The 13,995-nt window shown below is 66.9% G+C and carries 9 protein-coding genes and 1 pseudogene; 5 read left to right on the plus strand and 5 right to left on the minus strand.

Features of this window, described 5'->3' with window-relative positions; genetic code table 11:
- Nucleotides 1-393: 393 nt before the first annotated feature.
- Together Pla175_RS23525 and Pla175_RS23530 are read right to left on the minus strand one after the other, a co-directional pair.
- Nucleotides 394-594 (minus strand): annotated as a pseudogene (locus Pla175_RS23525) (IS256 family transposase); the annotation flags it as partial.
- Nucleotides 595-721: 127 nt separating this feature from the next.
- Nucleotides 722-1,822, minus strand: coding sequence for a sugar kinase (locus tag Pla175_RS23530; protein WP_145291386.1), 1,101 nt, complete (start codon nt 1,820-1,822; stop codon nt 722-724).
- A gap of 91 nt (nt 1,823-1,913) precedes the next feature.
- Between Pla175_RS23530 and Pla175_RS23535 the strand changes: the two genes are divergently transcribed.
- Nucleotides 1,914-3,662 (plus strand): divalent metal cation transporter, encoded by a 1,749-nt coding sequence (locus Pla175_RS23535; RefSeq protein ID WP_197527103.1) that lies wholly within the window; start codon nt 1,914-1,916, stop codon nt 3,660-3,662.
- Between the two features lie 250 nt (nt 3,663-3,912).
- On the opposite strand, the gene Pla175_RS23540 is transcribed toward Pla175_RS23535, so the two are convergent.
- Nucleotides 3,913-5,190 (minus strand): IS701 family transposase, encoded by a 1,278-nt coding sequence (locus Pla175_RS23540; RefSeq protein ID WP_315851498.1) that lies wholly within the window; start codon nt 5,188-5,190, stop codon nt 3,913-3,915.
- Between the two features lie 142 nt (nt 5,191-5,332).
- On the opposite strand from Pla175_RS23540, the gene Pla175_RS23545 reads away from it, so the two are divergent.
- Entirely contained in the window at nt 5,333-6,802 is a 1,470-nt protein-coding gene (locus Pla175_RS23545) for a DUF1254 domain-containing protein (RefSeq protein ID WP_145291391.1), read from the plus strand.
- Nucleotides 6,803-6,864: 62 nt separating this feature from the next.
- Here Pla175_RS23545 and Pla175_RS23550 read toward each other — a convergent pair whose 3' ends face one another.
- Nucleotides 6,865-7,392 (minus strand): hypothetical protein, encoded by a 528-nt coding sequence (locus Pla175_RS23550; protein ID WP_145291393.1) that lies wholly within the window; start codon nt 7,390-7,392, stop codon nt 6,865-6,867.
- Nucleotides 7,393-7,470: 78 nt separating this feature from the next.
- A complete protein-coding gene (locus Pla175_RS23555) occupies nt 7,471-9,189 on the minus strand; it encodes a S41 family peptidase (protein ID WP_197527104.1) in 1,719 nt (572 codons plus the stop codon).
- Nucleotides 9,190-10,138: 949 nt separating this feature from the next.
- Here Pla175_RS23555 and purH point away from each other — a divergent pair.
- The 3 genes from purH to Pla175_RS23570 all read left to right on the plus strand — a co-directional run bounded on the left by purH (nt 10,139) and on the right by Pla175_RS23570 (nt 13,433).
- Entirely contained in the window at nt 10,139-11,713 is a 1,575-nt protein-coding gene (purH, locus tag Pla175_RS23560; RefSeq protein WP_145291398.1) for a bifunctional phosphoribosylaminoimidazolecarboxamide formyltransferase/IMP cyclohydrolase, read from the plus strand.
- A gap of 212 nt (nt 11,714-11,925) precedes the next feature.
- A complete protein-coding gene (locus tag Pla175_RS23565; protein ID WP_145291400.1) occupies nt 11,926-12,606 on the plus strand; it encodes an FHA domain-containing protein in 681 nt (226 codons plus the stop codon).
- A gap of 122 nt (nt 12,607-12,728) precedes the next feature.
- Nucleotides 12,729-13,433 carry a hypothetical protein gene (locus Pla175_RS23570; RefSeq protein WP_145291402.1) on the plus strand — a complete coding sequence of 235 codons (705 nt, stop codon included), beginning with the start codon at nt 12,729-12,731 and terminating at the stop codon, nt 13,431-13,433.
- The last annotated feature ends 562 nt before the right edge of the window (nt 13,434-13,995 follow it).

Raw genomic sequence — 13,995 nt, forward strand, 5'->3', positions numbered from 1 at the left:
GGACCCTTCTCCAAGACCGCACCGCGGGTCGGCGGCACGCGTTGGCCGCGGTGGCGTGCGTGCAGCTCTGCGTCGCCTCCGCGGCGATTGCCGACCAGGTCGTGACTGCTTCGAATGACCCCGTCCTCCAGTTTGCTCAGTTGCACGACACGGACGCCGACGCGTCTGCCGTGTCCTCGGAGCTGCTGATCGAAGGGCTTGCCGGCCCGACGTCCTTGGCGGCCCCGCCCGGGCTCACGCTCGAAGCATTGCCCGGGTTCGCCGGACAGGGGGGCGAGGGCACGGAGGTTCTTGCCGATCCCGACGCACCCCCGAACGAGGTTGCCTACGTCCCATACGTCCCCTTGGAGCGTGTGCTGGGCTATTGTCAAATCTCGTGTTCTCTCCCGGTCGCTAAGCGGCGTCCTGCACGATACCGTCTTTGAAGATTCGTCCTTCGATGACGAGGGTGATCTTGTCGTGGCTGCTGAGCCTTCGCCACTTCCGGGCGGCGGACTGGGCGAGCTTGAACATCATCGCCAGGCTGGTCCGCCGGGTTCCGCTCCCCTTGGTCTTGCGATGACGGAGGCGGATGGTGGCGAACGTGGATTCAATTGAGGAGACGAAAAGGGGACATTCCGCTTTATTGAAAAAGCAGAATGTCCCCTTTTCGTCGCCCCCGCCGCTGCCTCCGGTCGCTGACGCTTCCGGCTCCATGTGGGGTGGCGCGAGCGCGACCCGGCTACCGCTGCACGCGCGCCGACCCACCCGACGCCAGCGCCTCAACCTCGCTCAGCGTCGCCTGCGACACGTCGCCGGTGAACGTGGTCAGCAGCGCGCCGTGGGCCCAGCCTAGGCGCAGCGCGTCCTCGGCCGGCTTGCCCTTGATGAGGCCGTAGATCAGGCCCGAGGCGAAGCCGTCGCCGCCGCCGATGCGGCAGACGACGTCTAGCTCCATCGTCGGGCTGACGTGGCGTTCGCCGTCGATCCACAGCACCGCGGCCCAACTGTGGCGGTTGGTGCTCTTCACCTCGCGCAGCGTGGTGGCGACCGCGCGGATGTTGGGGTAGGCCTTGCGGACCGACTCGATCATGCCGAAGAACGCCTCGGGGTCGAGCTTCGATTTGGACTCGACGTTTTGCCCTTCGAGGCCGAGCCCCTTCTGCAGGTCTTCTTCATTACCGACCAGAACATCGGTGTTGGCGACGATCTTCTTCATCAGCTCGCGGCCGTGGGCCTCGGCGTCGGCGCCACCGGCGGGGTTGAGCGTCTTCCACAGCTTGGCGCGGTAGTTGAGGTCGAACGAGGTGATGGCGCCCGCCTGTTTGGCGGCCTGCATCCCCTCAACAATCAGGTCGGCGGTGTGGGGGCCGATCGCGGCGAAGATGCCGCCGGAGTGGAACCAGCGGCAGCCGCCGGCGAAGACCTGCTTCCAATCGATGTCGCCCGGCTTCAGCAGGGCGGCGGCTTCGTTGGCGCGGTTGTAGAACACCACCGGGGGGCGGACGCCGTGGCCGCGGTCGCTGTACACGGTGGCCATGTTGGGGCCGCGGACGCCGTCGTGCTCGAACCGCTTGTAGAAGGGGCGGACGCCCCGCTCGCGCACCTGGCGTTCGATCAGCTCGCCGACGCCGTTGTCGACCATCGCCGTGGCGATGCCGGTCGAGAGGCCGAAGCAGCTCGCCAGGTTGGCGGCGACGTTGTACTCGCCGCCGGAGACGTGGACTTCGAGGGAGCGGGCGGCCCGGAAGGGGACCTGACCCGGGTCGAGCCGGTTGACGAGGGCGCCCAGGGACAGCAGATCGAGCTCGCAGGGCTTGGTCGAAACGGGAAGAGGGGCCATGGTTGTCTCGCGTTGAGGCATGCGGGTGATTCTGGGGCGGGGACTGTGTATGCTATTGCCACTAATCTCCCCCGCTAATCCACGAATCGCAATGGTCCAGCCCGACAACCGTTTAGCCCGCGACCGGGCCGCCCTCGACGCGGTGGCCGACCGCGGCCCGGCCGCCAAAGCCGTCACCTATCTCAGGCTCTCCGGCCCCGGCTGGCTGCAGAGCGCCATCACGCTGGGTGGCGGGTCGCTGGCCGGCGGGCTCTACCTGGGCGTTTTGTGCGGGTACAGCATGATGTGGCTGCAACCGCTGGCGATGATGCTGGGGGTGGCCATGCTCTCTGCGATCGCCTACGTGACGCTCTCAACAGGGCGCCGGCCGTTCCGGCTGGTGGTTGAGGAAGTGAACCCCGTGCTGGGTTGGGGCTGGGCCATCGCCACGATCATGGCCAACATCGTGTGGTGCCTGCCGCAGTTCACGCTGGGGGCCGCGGCGCTGCGCCAGAACCTGCTGCCGGGCGTGCTGGGGGACGAGGCGACCGGAACGCTCGGCGGGAACACCGGATTGGTGGTGGCCGTGGCGCTGCTGGCCACGTGTGCGCTGGCGACGATCGCCTCGTACGAACGCGGCGGCCGCGGCATGGCCATCTTTGAGTCGGTGTTGAAGCTGCTCGTCGGGGTGATTGTGCTGTGCTTTGTTGGCGTCGTGTGGAAGCTGACCGGCGTGGCGGGGGGCATCGACTGGAGCGCCGTGTTTAGCGGCCTAATCCCGCGGCTCTCGTCCGTCACGGAGCCATCGCCCGCGTTTCGCGAGCCCCTGGCCGCAGCCGGAGACCTGGGGTCGCGGTTCTGGCAAGGGCTGATCGTGGGAGATCAGCGCGACGTGATGTTCACGGCCGCGGCCACCGCGGTGGGCGTCAACATGACGTTCCTGCTCCCCAACTCACTGCTCGACCGCGGCTGGGACCGCCGGTTCCGCGGGCTGTCGATCGTGGACTTAGGGGTCGGCCTGTTCATCCCGTTCATGATCGCCACGAGCTGCGTGGTGATGTCTTCCGCGGCGCGGTTCCACGGCCAGTACAATGAGGCCCTGGTGGCGGCCGAGCCCAGCATCGAGGCGACGCGCGAGGCGGCCGGCGCCGCGCCGGCCAAGGAGTACCTGGGGCTGCTTGATAAGCGGTTGGGGGCCGAGTACGGCGAGGACGCAAGCGGGTGGAGCGACCAAGAACGCCAGGCGAAGCGCGCGGCGCTGCCCGCCGCGGACCGGCAGCTCGCGGCCATGTTGGTCCGACGCGACGCCTCGGACCTGGCCGCGGCGCTCGAGCCGTTGGTGGGGAAGTCGGTGTCGCAGTTGGTGTTTGGCTGCGGCGTGCTGGCGATGGCGTTGTCGACCATCGTGGTGCTGATGCTGATCAACGGCTACGCGGTGTGCGAGGTGCTGGGGCAGCCTCACCGGGGGATGGTGCACTTTCTCGGCTCGCTGGCGCCGCTGGTGTTCGGGGTCGTGGTGCCGTTCTTCTGGAAGGACGCCATGTTTTGGCTCGCGGTGCCGACCAGCGTGTTCGGCATTATGCTGATCCCGATCGCGTACTTCGTGTTCGTGTTCCTGATCAACAGCCGCCGGGTGCTGGGGGACGCGGCGCTAACCGGGGGGTGGCGTACGGCGGTCAACGCGGTGTTGATCCCGGGCGCGGCAATCGCCGCGGGCGCCGCCGGCTGGAGCATCTGGACACGCACCCAGCCCTTCCCCGGGACTGGGATCGAGACGCGCTGGATCGCGATCGCCGCCTCGGCGACGTTTATCGCCCTTGCATTGCTGGTGCGCCGCAAGGCGCTATCCCGGCCAACATAACAAGCCTACCCTACCCACCTGCCCCGACCGGCGTGGCTGGCGTCAAGATTGTCCCTCGACGACGCCGGCTAACACTACAGCGCTAGGTCACGTCCATCTGCATCGTATCAGGCCTTTGAGAATGATGCCGTTTCTCCGCAGTTTTTTCAGGGTTCGCTTCCGGTGGGAGGCCCGCGCGGCGGCGTTGCGTTGTTGCCAGTGCTGGATGACGTTGGCGGTGTGCTCGATGAGCGTCGGCGAGGCCCGGCCGTTACGCTGCCAACTCGGCAGCAGCGCGCCGACGGCGGCGTGGACTTGGCAGACCGTGACCTCCGGATTTTTTCCCCCGCAGCCGTTCACGACAGCGGGCCAGGAACAAGTAGCTGACGCACGACAGGATCAAATGGCGTTTGAGACCGAGGTAACAGCGGCCCTCCCACTGATCGAGTCCGATCTCCTGCTTCTGGTCGCGGAAGCACCGTTCGACGCGCCACCGCGAGAACGCGACCAGCAACAACGTCTCGATGGTCGTGTCGGACGGGGCGTTGCTGATGAAATACTTCACCTCATCGTGGTTCAATGCGTTGCGGGCGACGAGCAGGTGGAGTTCGATCCCCGGCAACCCGTCGTCGTTCTTCATGACGATGCGGGCGTGCTTCGCCTCCCACACGAGCGGCCCCTTCTCGCCGTCCTTCACGTAGTACCGGGTCCACGCTTGATCACGCAGCTCGGGCCAGTTCTCGGCGAGGTCTTGCACGCTCTGCGGGGCGCTCGCTGCGGCGACCAACCGCGGGACCTTGCGGGGCCGGCCGCGACCGCCGCGGCGAAAGGGTCGCTCCGTCACGCGCGGCCGGTCGGTCCAACACGAGAACGTCGTCGGGACCTCGGCGACGAAGCGTTGCTTTCGACCGTCCAAGCCCTGCAAAAACAGCGGCTTTCCGCCGTAGCCTTCGTCGAACGTCAGCCAGTCGAACATCACGCCGTGGGCCGCGGCCCGATCGCAAAGCTCCAGGGCGATCTTCCACTTGGAGCGGTAGACCATGTCCTCGGGAATGCCGGCGGCCCGACACCGCTGGCGGTCCTCCGACCAACTCTCCGGCAAGAACAGCTCGCCGTCGACCAGCGCGTGGAAGTCGCCGGTCGCGTAGCCCAAGTGGACCGTGACGATGCCGTTCTCCTGCTTGCCGACGCAGCCGCAGTACTGCCGCTGCACGCCGGGCGTCTTGTCCCCCTTCTTGACGTCGCTCGTTTCGTCGATCAGGCCGATCGAGTGCGGCCCCGCATGATCTCGGAGGACGATCTCTTGGAGTCGCCGGCGCACGGCGTCTTCGTCCCAGCGGTGCTGGGCCAGGAACTCTTGCAGCGTCCGCGGCGCCACTCCGGCGGCCAGCGCCATCGGCTCGCAACTCTTCGCGGGCAGTTCGGAGAGTTGGCCTTCGACGTAGGTTGGCAAGTGCGCACGAGTATCTCGACGCGAGAAACAGGCGTCGAATTCGTGCAAGTAACTCGTCAATTCCGGCTTCAAACGGCGGATCTCATCGGCGTCCATGCTAGCGGCCCTGCGCCAGGTCGCCCCCCTGCGACACCAACAACATGGCCGATCGCCCAAACGCAAACAAGATCAACGTAGCGCTGTAGTACTAACTGCGCCGGTCCCACGTCCGTCGACACGCACTCACGAGAAGACCACGATGGCTGCCACACGACCCGGTTCCTCCCTCGGCGCCTACGCGCTGTTCGCCACGGCGGCCCTGCTGCTTCCGGGCTGCGATTCCAAGAACGACCCAATCGCAAAGGCAGGAGCGGGCGAGAAAGACGCCCCCGGCATCATGGAAACCAAGGCGATCGCGGAAGAGGGCTTCGTCTACGGGCTTCCGATCGTGATGAACTACGCGGTCATGCACGACTACGCCGTTGACAAAGACTCCGGCCAATTCAAAGCGCCGTTTAACGAGATCAAGAACGAGGCGCGGGTGTTCACGTACAAGGACACCGCGATCGTCACCCCCAACAGCGACACCCCGTACTCCTTCTTGTGGATGGACCTGCGGGCCGAGCCGATGGTGCTGTCGGTCCCGGAGGTCGAAAAGGGGCGCTACTACGCCGTGCAGCTTGAGGACGGCAACACCTTCAACTTCGGCTACATCGGCAGCCGGGCGACCGGCAACCAAGCTGGCGTTTACCTGGTGGCGGGCCCTGATTGGAAGGGAGAGAAGCCCGAGGGGATCAAGGAGGTCTTCCACTCCACCACGCAGTTCGCGCTGGCCGGCTACCGGACGCAACTCTTCAATGCCGCAGACATGCCGAACGTCGAGAAGGTGCAGGCGGGCTACAAGGCGCAGCCGTTGTCCGCGTACCTCGACAAGCCCGCCCCCCCTGCCCCGGCCAAGATCGACTTCCCGAAGATCGACAAGGCGATGGTGAAGACCGGGTTCTTCGACTACCTCGACTTCGCACTCCAGTTCGCCCCCGCGGGCCCCGAAGAAAAAGAGATCCGCGCAAAGCTGGCGAGCATCGGCGTCGGGCCGGGCAAGAAGTTCGACTTCAAAGACCTATCGCCCGAGCACAAGGCCGAGGTGCTGATCGCGATGAAAGAGGGCGAGTCGAAGATCGATAACTTCCTGACCCAGCAGCAGAAGGAAGTGAACGGCTGGAAGATCGGCTCGTTCTTTGGCGACCGCGCGTTCTTCGACGGCAACTGGCTGCTACGCGCCGCCGGCGCCAAGGGGGGCATCTACGGCAACGACGCCGTGGAGGCGACCTATCCCATGACACGTGTAGACGGCTCCGGGCAGACGCTCGACGGCAGCAAGCACGACTACACGGTCACGTTCCCTGAAGGTCAACTGCCGCCCGTGAACGCGTTCTGGTCGGTCACCATGTACGACGGCAAGACACAGCTCTTGATCGAGAACCCGATCCAACGCTACTTGATCAACTCTCCGATGCTGCCTGAGCTCAAGATGAACGACGACGGATCGCTCACCCTGTACATCCAGAAAGACTCCCCGGGCAAGGAGAAAGAGTCGAACTGGCTCCCGGCGCCCGACGGGCCGATCTACCTGGTCATGCGGCTCTACTGGCCGAAAACCGAGTCCCCTTCGGTGCTCCCCCCCGGCGAGGGGAGTTGGAGCCCGCCGCCGGTAGTCGCGGTTCAATAGCGCGGCGCCGCGGCGGGTAGGCCGGCTCGATCGTCGTCCTGCCACCCCGCAAGGCGGGCACGCTAGGCGCTCGCCTTGAGGTCGGGCTCGGCGAGCACCGGTCCGTTGCTTTCCTGAGCCTCCATCGCGCGTCGGGCGCGATCGACCGTCTCTTGCGTTCCGGTGACTAGCAGCACGGCGCGGCCGTTCTTGAGGTGTTTCTCGATCTGGAACTTGCGGTCGTCTTTGACGCGCCCAAAGGCCAAGCCCGCCAGGGTGACGCCCCACAGCACGCCGATCGCCCCCCCCAGCAGCCCGCTTTGCCACATCCCGCCGAACAGCGTCGGGAAGAAGTACAGCCCCAGCCCTCCCCCCAGCACCAAGCCTATGCTGAGCCCAAAGGCCATCCGGGTGGCCCGGCTGGGGACGCTGCGGACCACTTCGAGCCGTTCGGCATTTAGGGCGTCTTTCCCCTGCAAGATGCTGATGGCGCCGGCGTGGAAGTCGTCTTCCAGCAGCCGCAGCCTGGCTTGCCTAGCGTCTTCAAGCGACTCGAAGACGGCCACCATCTCTGGGGGGTGCGGATCGGCGTTGCGGGTATGCGTAGTCATGGCTTGCCTCCTGATTGAGCGGACGGGGTACGTCGCTGCAATCGGGGCGCCAAGCCAGGCGCGAAACGCCGCCGGGGCCTAACGCATGGCCACCTGCCGCACCGCGGCCTCGATCGCCTGGGCGAGGGCCGCGTCGAGCTGCGGATCGGGCTTCGACGGACCGCGGTAGGCGACGACGGTCTTCTGATTGTCGGCCGGGGAGACCAGCAGCCCCGGGTCGGGGCTCACGCCGACGCCGTTGATCGGTTTGCCCAGCGGCGAGTAGAACTTGGCCGTGGTCAGCCGGATGCCGGCGCCCCCGATGCCCAGCGGGAAGATGCCCTGCACCGAGCCCTTGCCGAACGACCGCTGGCCGACGATCGCCCCGCGGTGGTTGTCGCGGATCGCGGCGGCAAAGATCTCGCTGGCGCTGGCGCTGTCGCCGTCGATCAGCACCACCAACGGCACCCGCCAGGTGCCGCCGCGGTTGGCGCGGTAGTCGAAGTCTTCGCCCGGGCTGCGGCCGCGGGTCGAGACGATGCCCCCCTGGGCGACGAACTTGTCGGCCAGCTCGACCGCGGCGGTCAGCAGGCCGCCGGGGTTGCCGCGGAGGTCGACCACCAGGCTCTGCATCCCCTGACGGTGAAGGTCCCACAACGCGGTGTCGAAGTCGCGGCTGGTGGTCTTCTGGAACACCGGCAGCCGCAGGTACGCCACCCCTTGGGTCTTGTCGATAATGCTCACGTCTTCGAGGCTGGGGACCTCTACATGCTCGCGCCGGACCGCCACGATGTGGGCGCCCTGCCGAGCGGCGCTCGGCGGGCCGCGGTAGCCGACCGTCGATCCGCCCTGAGGCTGCGTGTCCGCCAGGCTGGGCGCCAGGTCGCTGCCGGCCGGGACCACCGACACGCGGCACGTCGAGCCCTCAACGCCGGTGAGCAGCGCCGCCGCCTCGTCGGTAGAGAGTTCGGAAGTGACCCGCCCGTCCACGGCTACGATCCGGTCGCCGGCGTAGATGCCGGCCCGTTCGGCCGGGCTGCCCGGGATGGTGCGGACGACCAACAGGTCGCCGTTGTCGGCCTTGAGCTCGACCCCTAGGCCGACGAAGTTTCCTTCGATCTGCGAGTAGACGTCGCGGAGCTGGTCGGGAGTCAGGAACGACGAGTAGTGGTCGAGCCCCTCCGCGGAGGTCGCGGCGAACTCCAGCAGCGTGGCTGCTTTGCTCAGCCCCAAGCGGAACTCGCCGATCCGAGCCGCCTCTTCTGCGGCTTCGAGCATCTGCTGGCGGCTCGAGATCGCCCCGCGGCGGCTGATAGCGGCCCGCATCTCTTGCCCGGCCGACACGATCTGCTCACCCGAGGCGCGGACGCCGTTGCTGGTGCGGAACGCCTCGCTCCGCAACGCCACGTCGACGCCGTACCCGCCGCGTTGGACGAGCTGGCTCCAAGGGGGAGACGTCACGTAGTGCGAGTCGATCTTCCGCAGCAGGTCCGACAGCAGGTCGCGCGCCTCACGCTCGCCGAACGAGCGGACGGCGGCCAGGAAGCTGGGGTCGGTGTAGCGGCGGTCGAGGCTGTGGTGCACGCGGGCGATGTCGAATCGCTGCTGCAGCTCGGCGCTGTCCGGGAACTGGCGGAGCGCTTCTTCGTACTGCCCGAGGGCCTCGGACCAACTCCCCTGCTGCTCGAGCGCTAGCCCGGCGCTGAGGGTTTTGGCGATCTCCGCAGGTTCTGTTGGGTTAGGCTGCTGGGCCTGGGCCGACGGCGCCAGGAGCAGCCCGGAACAGATACACCAGCACAACAGTGCAGGCGAAAGCAAGAGCCGGAGGCTTGGGGTTGGGACCCTGTAACGCATGTATCGATCCGTCTCGGGAGGGTGAGCGCGGCTGCGGAACAAGACGACCGGCGGGCAGTGTCCCAACTCCCGGGGGGTCGCCGAGGCGGTTGGGCGCCCCCAAACGCGGGACCGCCAACACACGTTGCCTCAGTCGAATTTAGCTCACGCAAGCGGCCGGGTCAAAAATCCGGGACGCGGAAAGTTGCCCTTGGTGCGGACCGCCGTGGGTAGGACCTTCACAGACGGTCCTATAGGCACACCACACCACCGATTGCGACGCTTGCGCCGATTGCCCGGCGCCCCGGTCGGAACCCTGCCCCGGCGGTCGCTCTACCCTTGGGCAGCGACGTTCACCAGGAACAAAAGCTCAACGGCGTCCTGCCAGAAAAGCCGGGAAAGCCCACTCCCGGAGACAGCGTTCGGGCCATCCTGCGGCCCGCCCATGATACGCGGCGCCGCGGCGGGTGGTTCATCCGGAGAGAAAACGAAAACGACGAATGTCGGGGCGATCAGAAGGCGCCCGCAGAGTACCGCTACGCAGCGATAAAGGCGCAAAAAAAGCCGTCCCTTTCGACCCACGCGGCATTGGAGGGGGAGGACTTTGACCGCGAAGGCATGTGGAAAGGGACGGCCGGTTTGCGGTCCGTCGGGTTCTCAGCGGCAAGGTCGGCGGAGCAGCTCCGACGATCAACCTGCACGTCTCTGAACCTCTTAGGGATTGGGATCTGGGGGTGGGTTGCGACGCCGTGCGTCGAATCAGTTACAACACAACCCCGGGGCGGCTGGGAGGGACCCGCCCCGAGGCGTGTTGTTGCTTTTGCTTATTACGTGAACGAACCCAAGAAGGTTCGCGAAACGGGTTGGCGTTTTGATCGTTTTTTGAAACCTGCCCCCACCCAACCCCCAACTTCAATCAGGACAAGGCGTTACGATGACGCAATCCCCTCGGGTCGAACGGGCCCTGATCAGCGTAAGTGACAAGACCGGGCTCGCCGAGTTCGCCCAGCGGCTGGTCGCCGCCGGCGTGCAGCTCTTCAGCACCGGCGGATCGCGCAAGGCGCTCGAAGAAGCGGGCCTGCCGGTGACCGATGTCGGCGAGCACACCGGCTTCCCGGAGATGATGGACGGCCGCCTCAAGACGCTCCACCCGCTGGTGCACGGCGGGCTGCTGTGCCGACGCGACAACCCGCAGGACATGGCCTCGGCGGCCGAGCACGGCATCGTGCCGTTCGAGCTGGTGGTGGTGAACCTCTACCCGTTCCGTGAGACCATCGCCCGACCGGGCGTAAGCGTGGCCGAGGCGATCGAGAAGATCGACATCGGCGGGCCGACCCTGGTCCGCGGCGCCGCCAAGAACCACGCGTTCGTCACCATCGTTACCTCGGCCGAGCAGTTCGGCGCCGTCGCCGATCAGATCGAGGCCGATGGCGCCACCACGTTCGAGCTGCGCCGCGCCCTGGCCGGCGCCGCGTACGCCCACACCGCCGCGTACGACGCGGCCATCGCCGGCTACTTTGAGCGGCTCGCCTCCAGCGACGGCGCTTGGCCCGAGCGGATGACCGTTTCGCTGCGGCTGAAATCGTCGCTCCGCTACGGCGAAAACCCCCACCAAGCCGCGGCCGAGTACGTCTCGGAGAACCCGGCCCCGCACGCGCTGGTAAACGCAGAGCTGCTCAACGGGAAAGAACTGTCGTACAACAACCTGCTCGACCTCAGCGCAGCGCTGGGCGTCGCGCGGTCGCTCCCCGTTCCGGGCGTGGCGGTTCTGAAGCACAACAACCCCTGCGGCGCCGCGACCGCGGCCACCATCGGCGACGCGACGCGCAAGGCCTGGGAGGGCGACCCCGTGAGCGCGTTCGGCTCGATCCTGGGCTTCAACGCCCCGGTCGACGAGGCGGCCGCCGAGTGCTTGGCGGAGCCGGGCAAGTTTGTCGAAGCCATCGCGGCGCCCGACTTCACCCCCGAAGCGCTCAAGGTCCTCACCACCAAGCCCAAGTGGAAGGCGAACGTCCGCTTGCTGCGTGTTGGACGGGTTGTGCCGGGCGAGGCCGGTGTCGAGCTACGCGCCATCGACGGCGGATACCTGGCGCAAAACGCAGACGACCTGCCCGACCACGAGAGCGACTGGACCGTGGCGACGGACACCAAGCCTTCGGACGCGCAGATGGCCGACCTGCGGTTCGCCTGGGCCGCGTGCCGGCACGTCAAGTCGAACGCGATCGTGCTGGCCAAAGAAGGGATGCTGGTGGGCGTGGGCGCCGGCCAGATGAGCCGGGTCGACTCGGTAGAGATCGCCATCCGCAAGGCGGGCGAGCGGAGCCGGGGCGCCGTGCTGGCCTCCGACGCGTTCTTCCCGTTCGACGACTCGATCGCCGCGGCGGCCGAGGCGGGCGTGGTCGCGATCATCCAGCCGGGGGGGAGCCGGGGCGACGCCGACGTAATCGCGGCCTGCAACCGGCACGGGCTGGCGATGGTGATGACCGGGCGGCGGCATTTTCGGCATTGAGAGAGTAGGGAATAGGGGTTAGGTGCGAGGGGCGAGAACGCGCAAGCGGTGTGTTGGACGCTAAACCACCGCTAGCGCGTTCTCGCCCCTCGCCCCTAATCCCTCGCCCCACCCCCGGGCCCCGCTGCTTCGCTTATTCTTGCCGCGCCGGGCTCCCCATGATATACCGTAAGTTGGCCATCCGTATCGCGTTACGCCCGCCCCAGCCCTTCATGACCGTTATCACGTTGCGAGTGCTGGACGGAGCCGATCGGGGTCGCGTGTACGCCGACCTAGCGATCCCGGTCACGATCGGCCGCGAAGAGGGCAACTCGGTCCAGCTCAACGACGAGCGGATCAGCCGGTACCACATCAAGATCCAGGAAGACCAGGAAAAGATCGTCCTGACCGACCTGGAGAGCACCAACGGCACCCGCGTCAACGGCGAAGAGACGCACCTACGCATCTTGCGGTTCGGCGACGTGATCGACGTCGGCCGCTCGAAACTGCTCTACGGCACACGCGAGCAGATCAGCGCCAGGCTCGAAGCGCTCAAGGCGGCCGGCGCGTTCCAGGGCGACGGCGGCGACCTCGACCGCATGACCGAGCAGGCCGAGTCGGCCCCAACGGGCGAGTTCGAGCAAGACTGGAACGACTCCGAGCAGCTCCGCAGCACGCTGCACATCCCCTCCGCGCCCGACCTGCCCGAGGGCCTCAGCCCGGGCCAAGCGGCCGAAGTCTCCGAGCTGCTGGAGTACCTGCACCTGCGGGCCCGCAGCCTCGTGCAGGGGCTGGCGCCCCCAGACCGCGAAGGGAACGTGGCGTTCAACTACGAGCAGTGGCAAGACCTGCTAGACATCCAGTCGCAGCTCGCCGAGTACCTGCAGCGGATCGGCGACCCGGAAGGCGAGTAACGCATCGCAGCGACGACGAATCGGACGCGGATCCGCGCGGATTCCACGCGCCGTGTCCGCGTAGATCCCTTAGATCCGCAGTAATCCGCGTCCCATTCTCCGGCCCAACGGCGACAGATCGCGTGCCCAACCCCTTTCGATTGCTCGGAAAGCTCAAGAACATCCTGCTGAGCCTGGCGTCGGCCAACCTCAAGCGTTTCTTTGTGAGCGCCGTGATCGGCGTCGCGTTGTTCGCGGCCATCGTTGGCGCAGGGGCCTTCTACTTGGCGCAGAACGCCGGCGGCGTGTCGCAGGCAGCGGTGGCCGTGGTGGTGGCCGTCGCCAGCCTGATCACCGGCCTGCTGTGGGCCGCGGTAGCGACCGCCCACGGCTTCCTGCAGACGGTCGTCGAGTCGACCGGCGTCGGGCCGCTCATCAGCAAGCTGGTGTTCAAGCAGGCCCTCGGGGTGAGCGACAAACGGCCCCAGGGGTCGAGCGAGGTCGCGGCCGAACTCGACGCCGCCGACGACCGGCAGGCGAAGCAGGCGGTCGAAACGCGACTGGCGTCCGTCTTCTCTTCCGCCAAGCTCGAAGAGTGGCTCCCGGCACGCGGCCGGTGGATCGCCAAGAAGCTCATCGGCTCGGTCGGCTGGGCCGTCACCACCGCCGTGCTGGGCCGACTCCCCGCGGGCCCCGTCAACCTGCTGGACCTCAGGTCCCACCTCGCCGACGGCCTGAACGACGCCGCGGTCGGCATCTTCACCACGCGGCTTGTCGTGGCGGCCACGCTGGCGACCGGGGCGCTGGCCTTCTTGTGCCTGGCCGCAGCGGTGCTGGCGGCGCTGTAGGCCCCGCCCGCTGTCCGCGGCTACAATGACAATGATGCGAGTGCTGCCCAATCGCCGGAGATGCAAACGTTGCTGCGCCGGCGATACGCTCAGCGGCGAGGACGTGCTGCCGGGTTTGCTTGTGGGGTGGGGGAGTTGTTTCCGGCAAGGTGAGGGTTCAGTAGGTGCGTTATCTGATCGGTGGATTGCTCCTGTCAACTATGTTGATGACTGTTGTCGTCTGCGGCGCACCGATCGCAGCGGCATTGAAGACGGGCAGGTTCTACGAATCCGCCGGTGAGCACTCACTTGAGATTCGTCGCTACCCATAGCGGTTCGCACGGGTGTTGCTCCTCAACGGATACTTGGCGATCGGCGGGCTGCTTGGCCTTTGGCTGTTTACGAGCGATATTCTCGATTGGATAGGCGAGTGAGCCACCTGCTCACCTAAGAGAATCTGGCAGACCGGACCTGCTTTTCGCGTCCTTCGCCTGTCAAGCCGCTTGTCTTAGACGCTCACGCGCGGTTCACTGCTAGCGTCGTCCCCAGCCCCCAATCCCTAGCCCCCAGCCCCGTCCGCCGC

The organism is Pirellulimonas nuda (assembly GCF_007750855.1).
Lineage (GTDB): Bacteria > Planctomycetota > Planctomycetia > Pirellulales > Lacipirellulaceae > Pirellulimonas > Pirellulimonas nuda.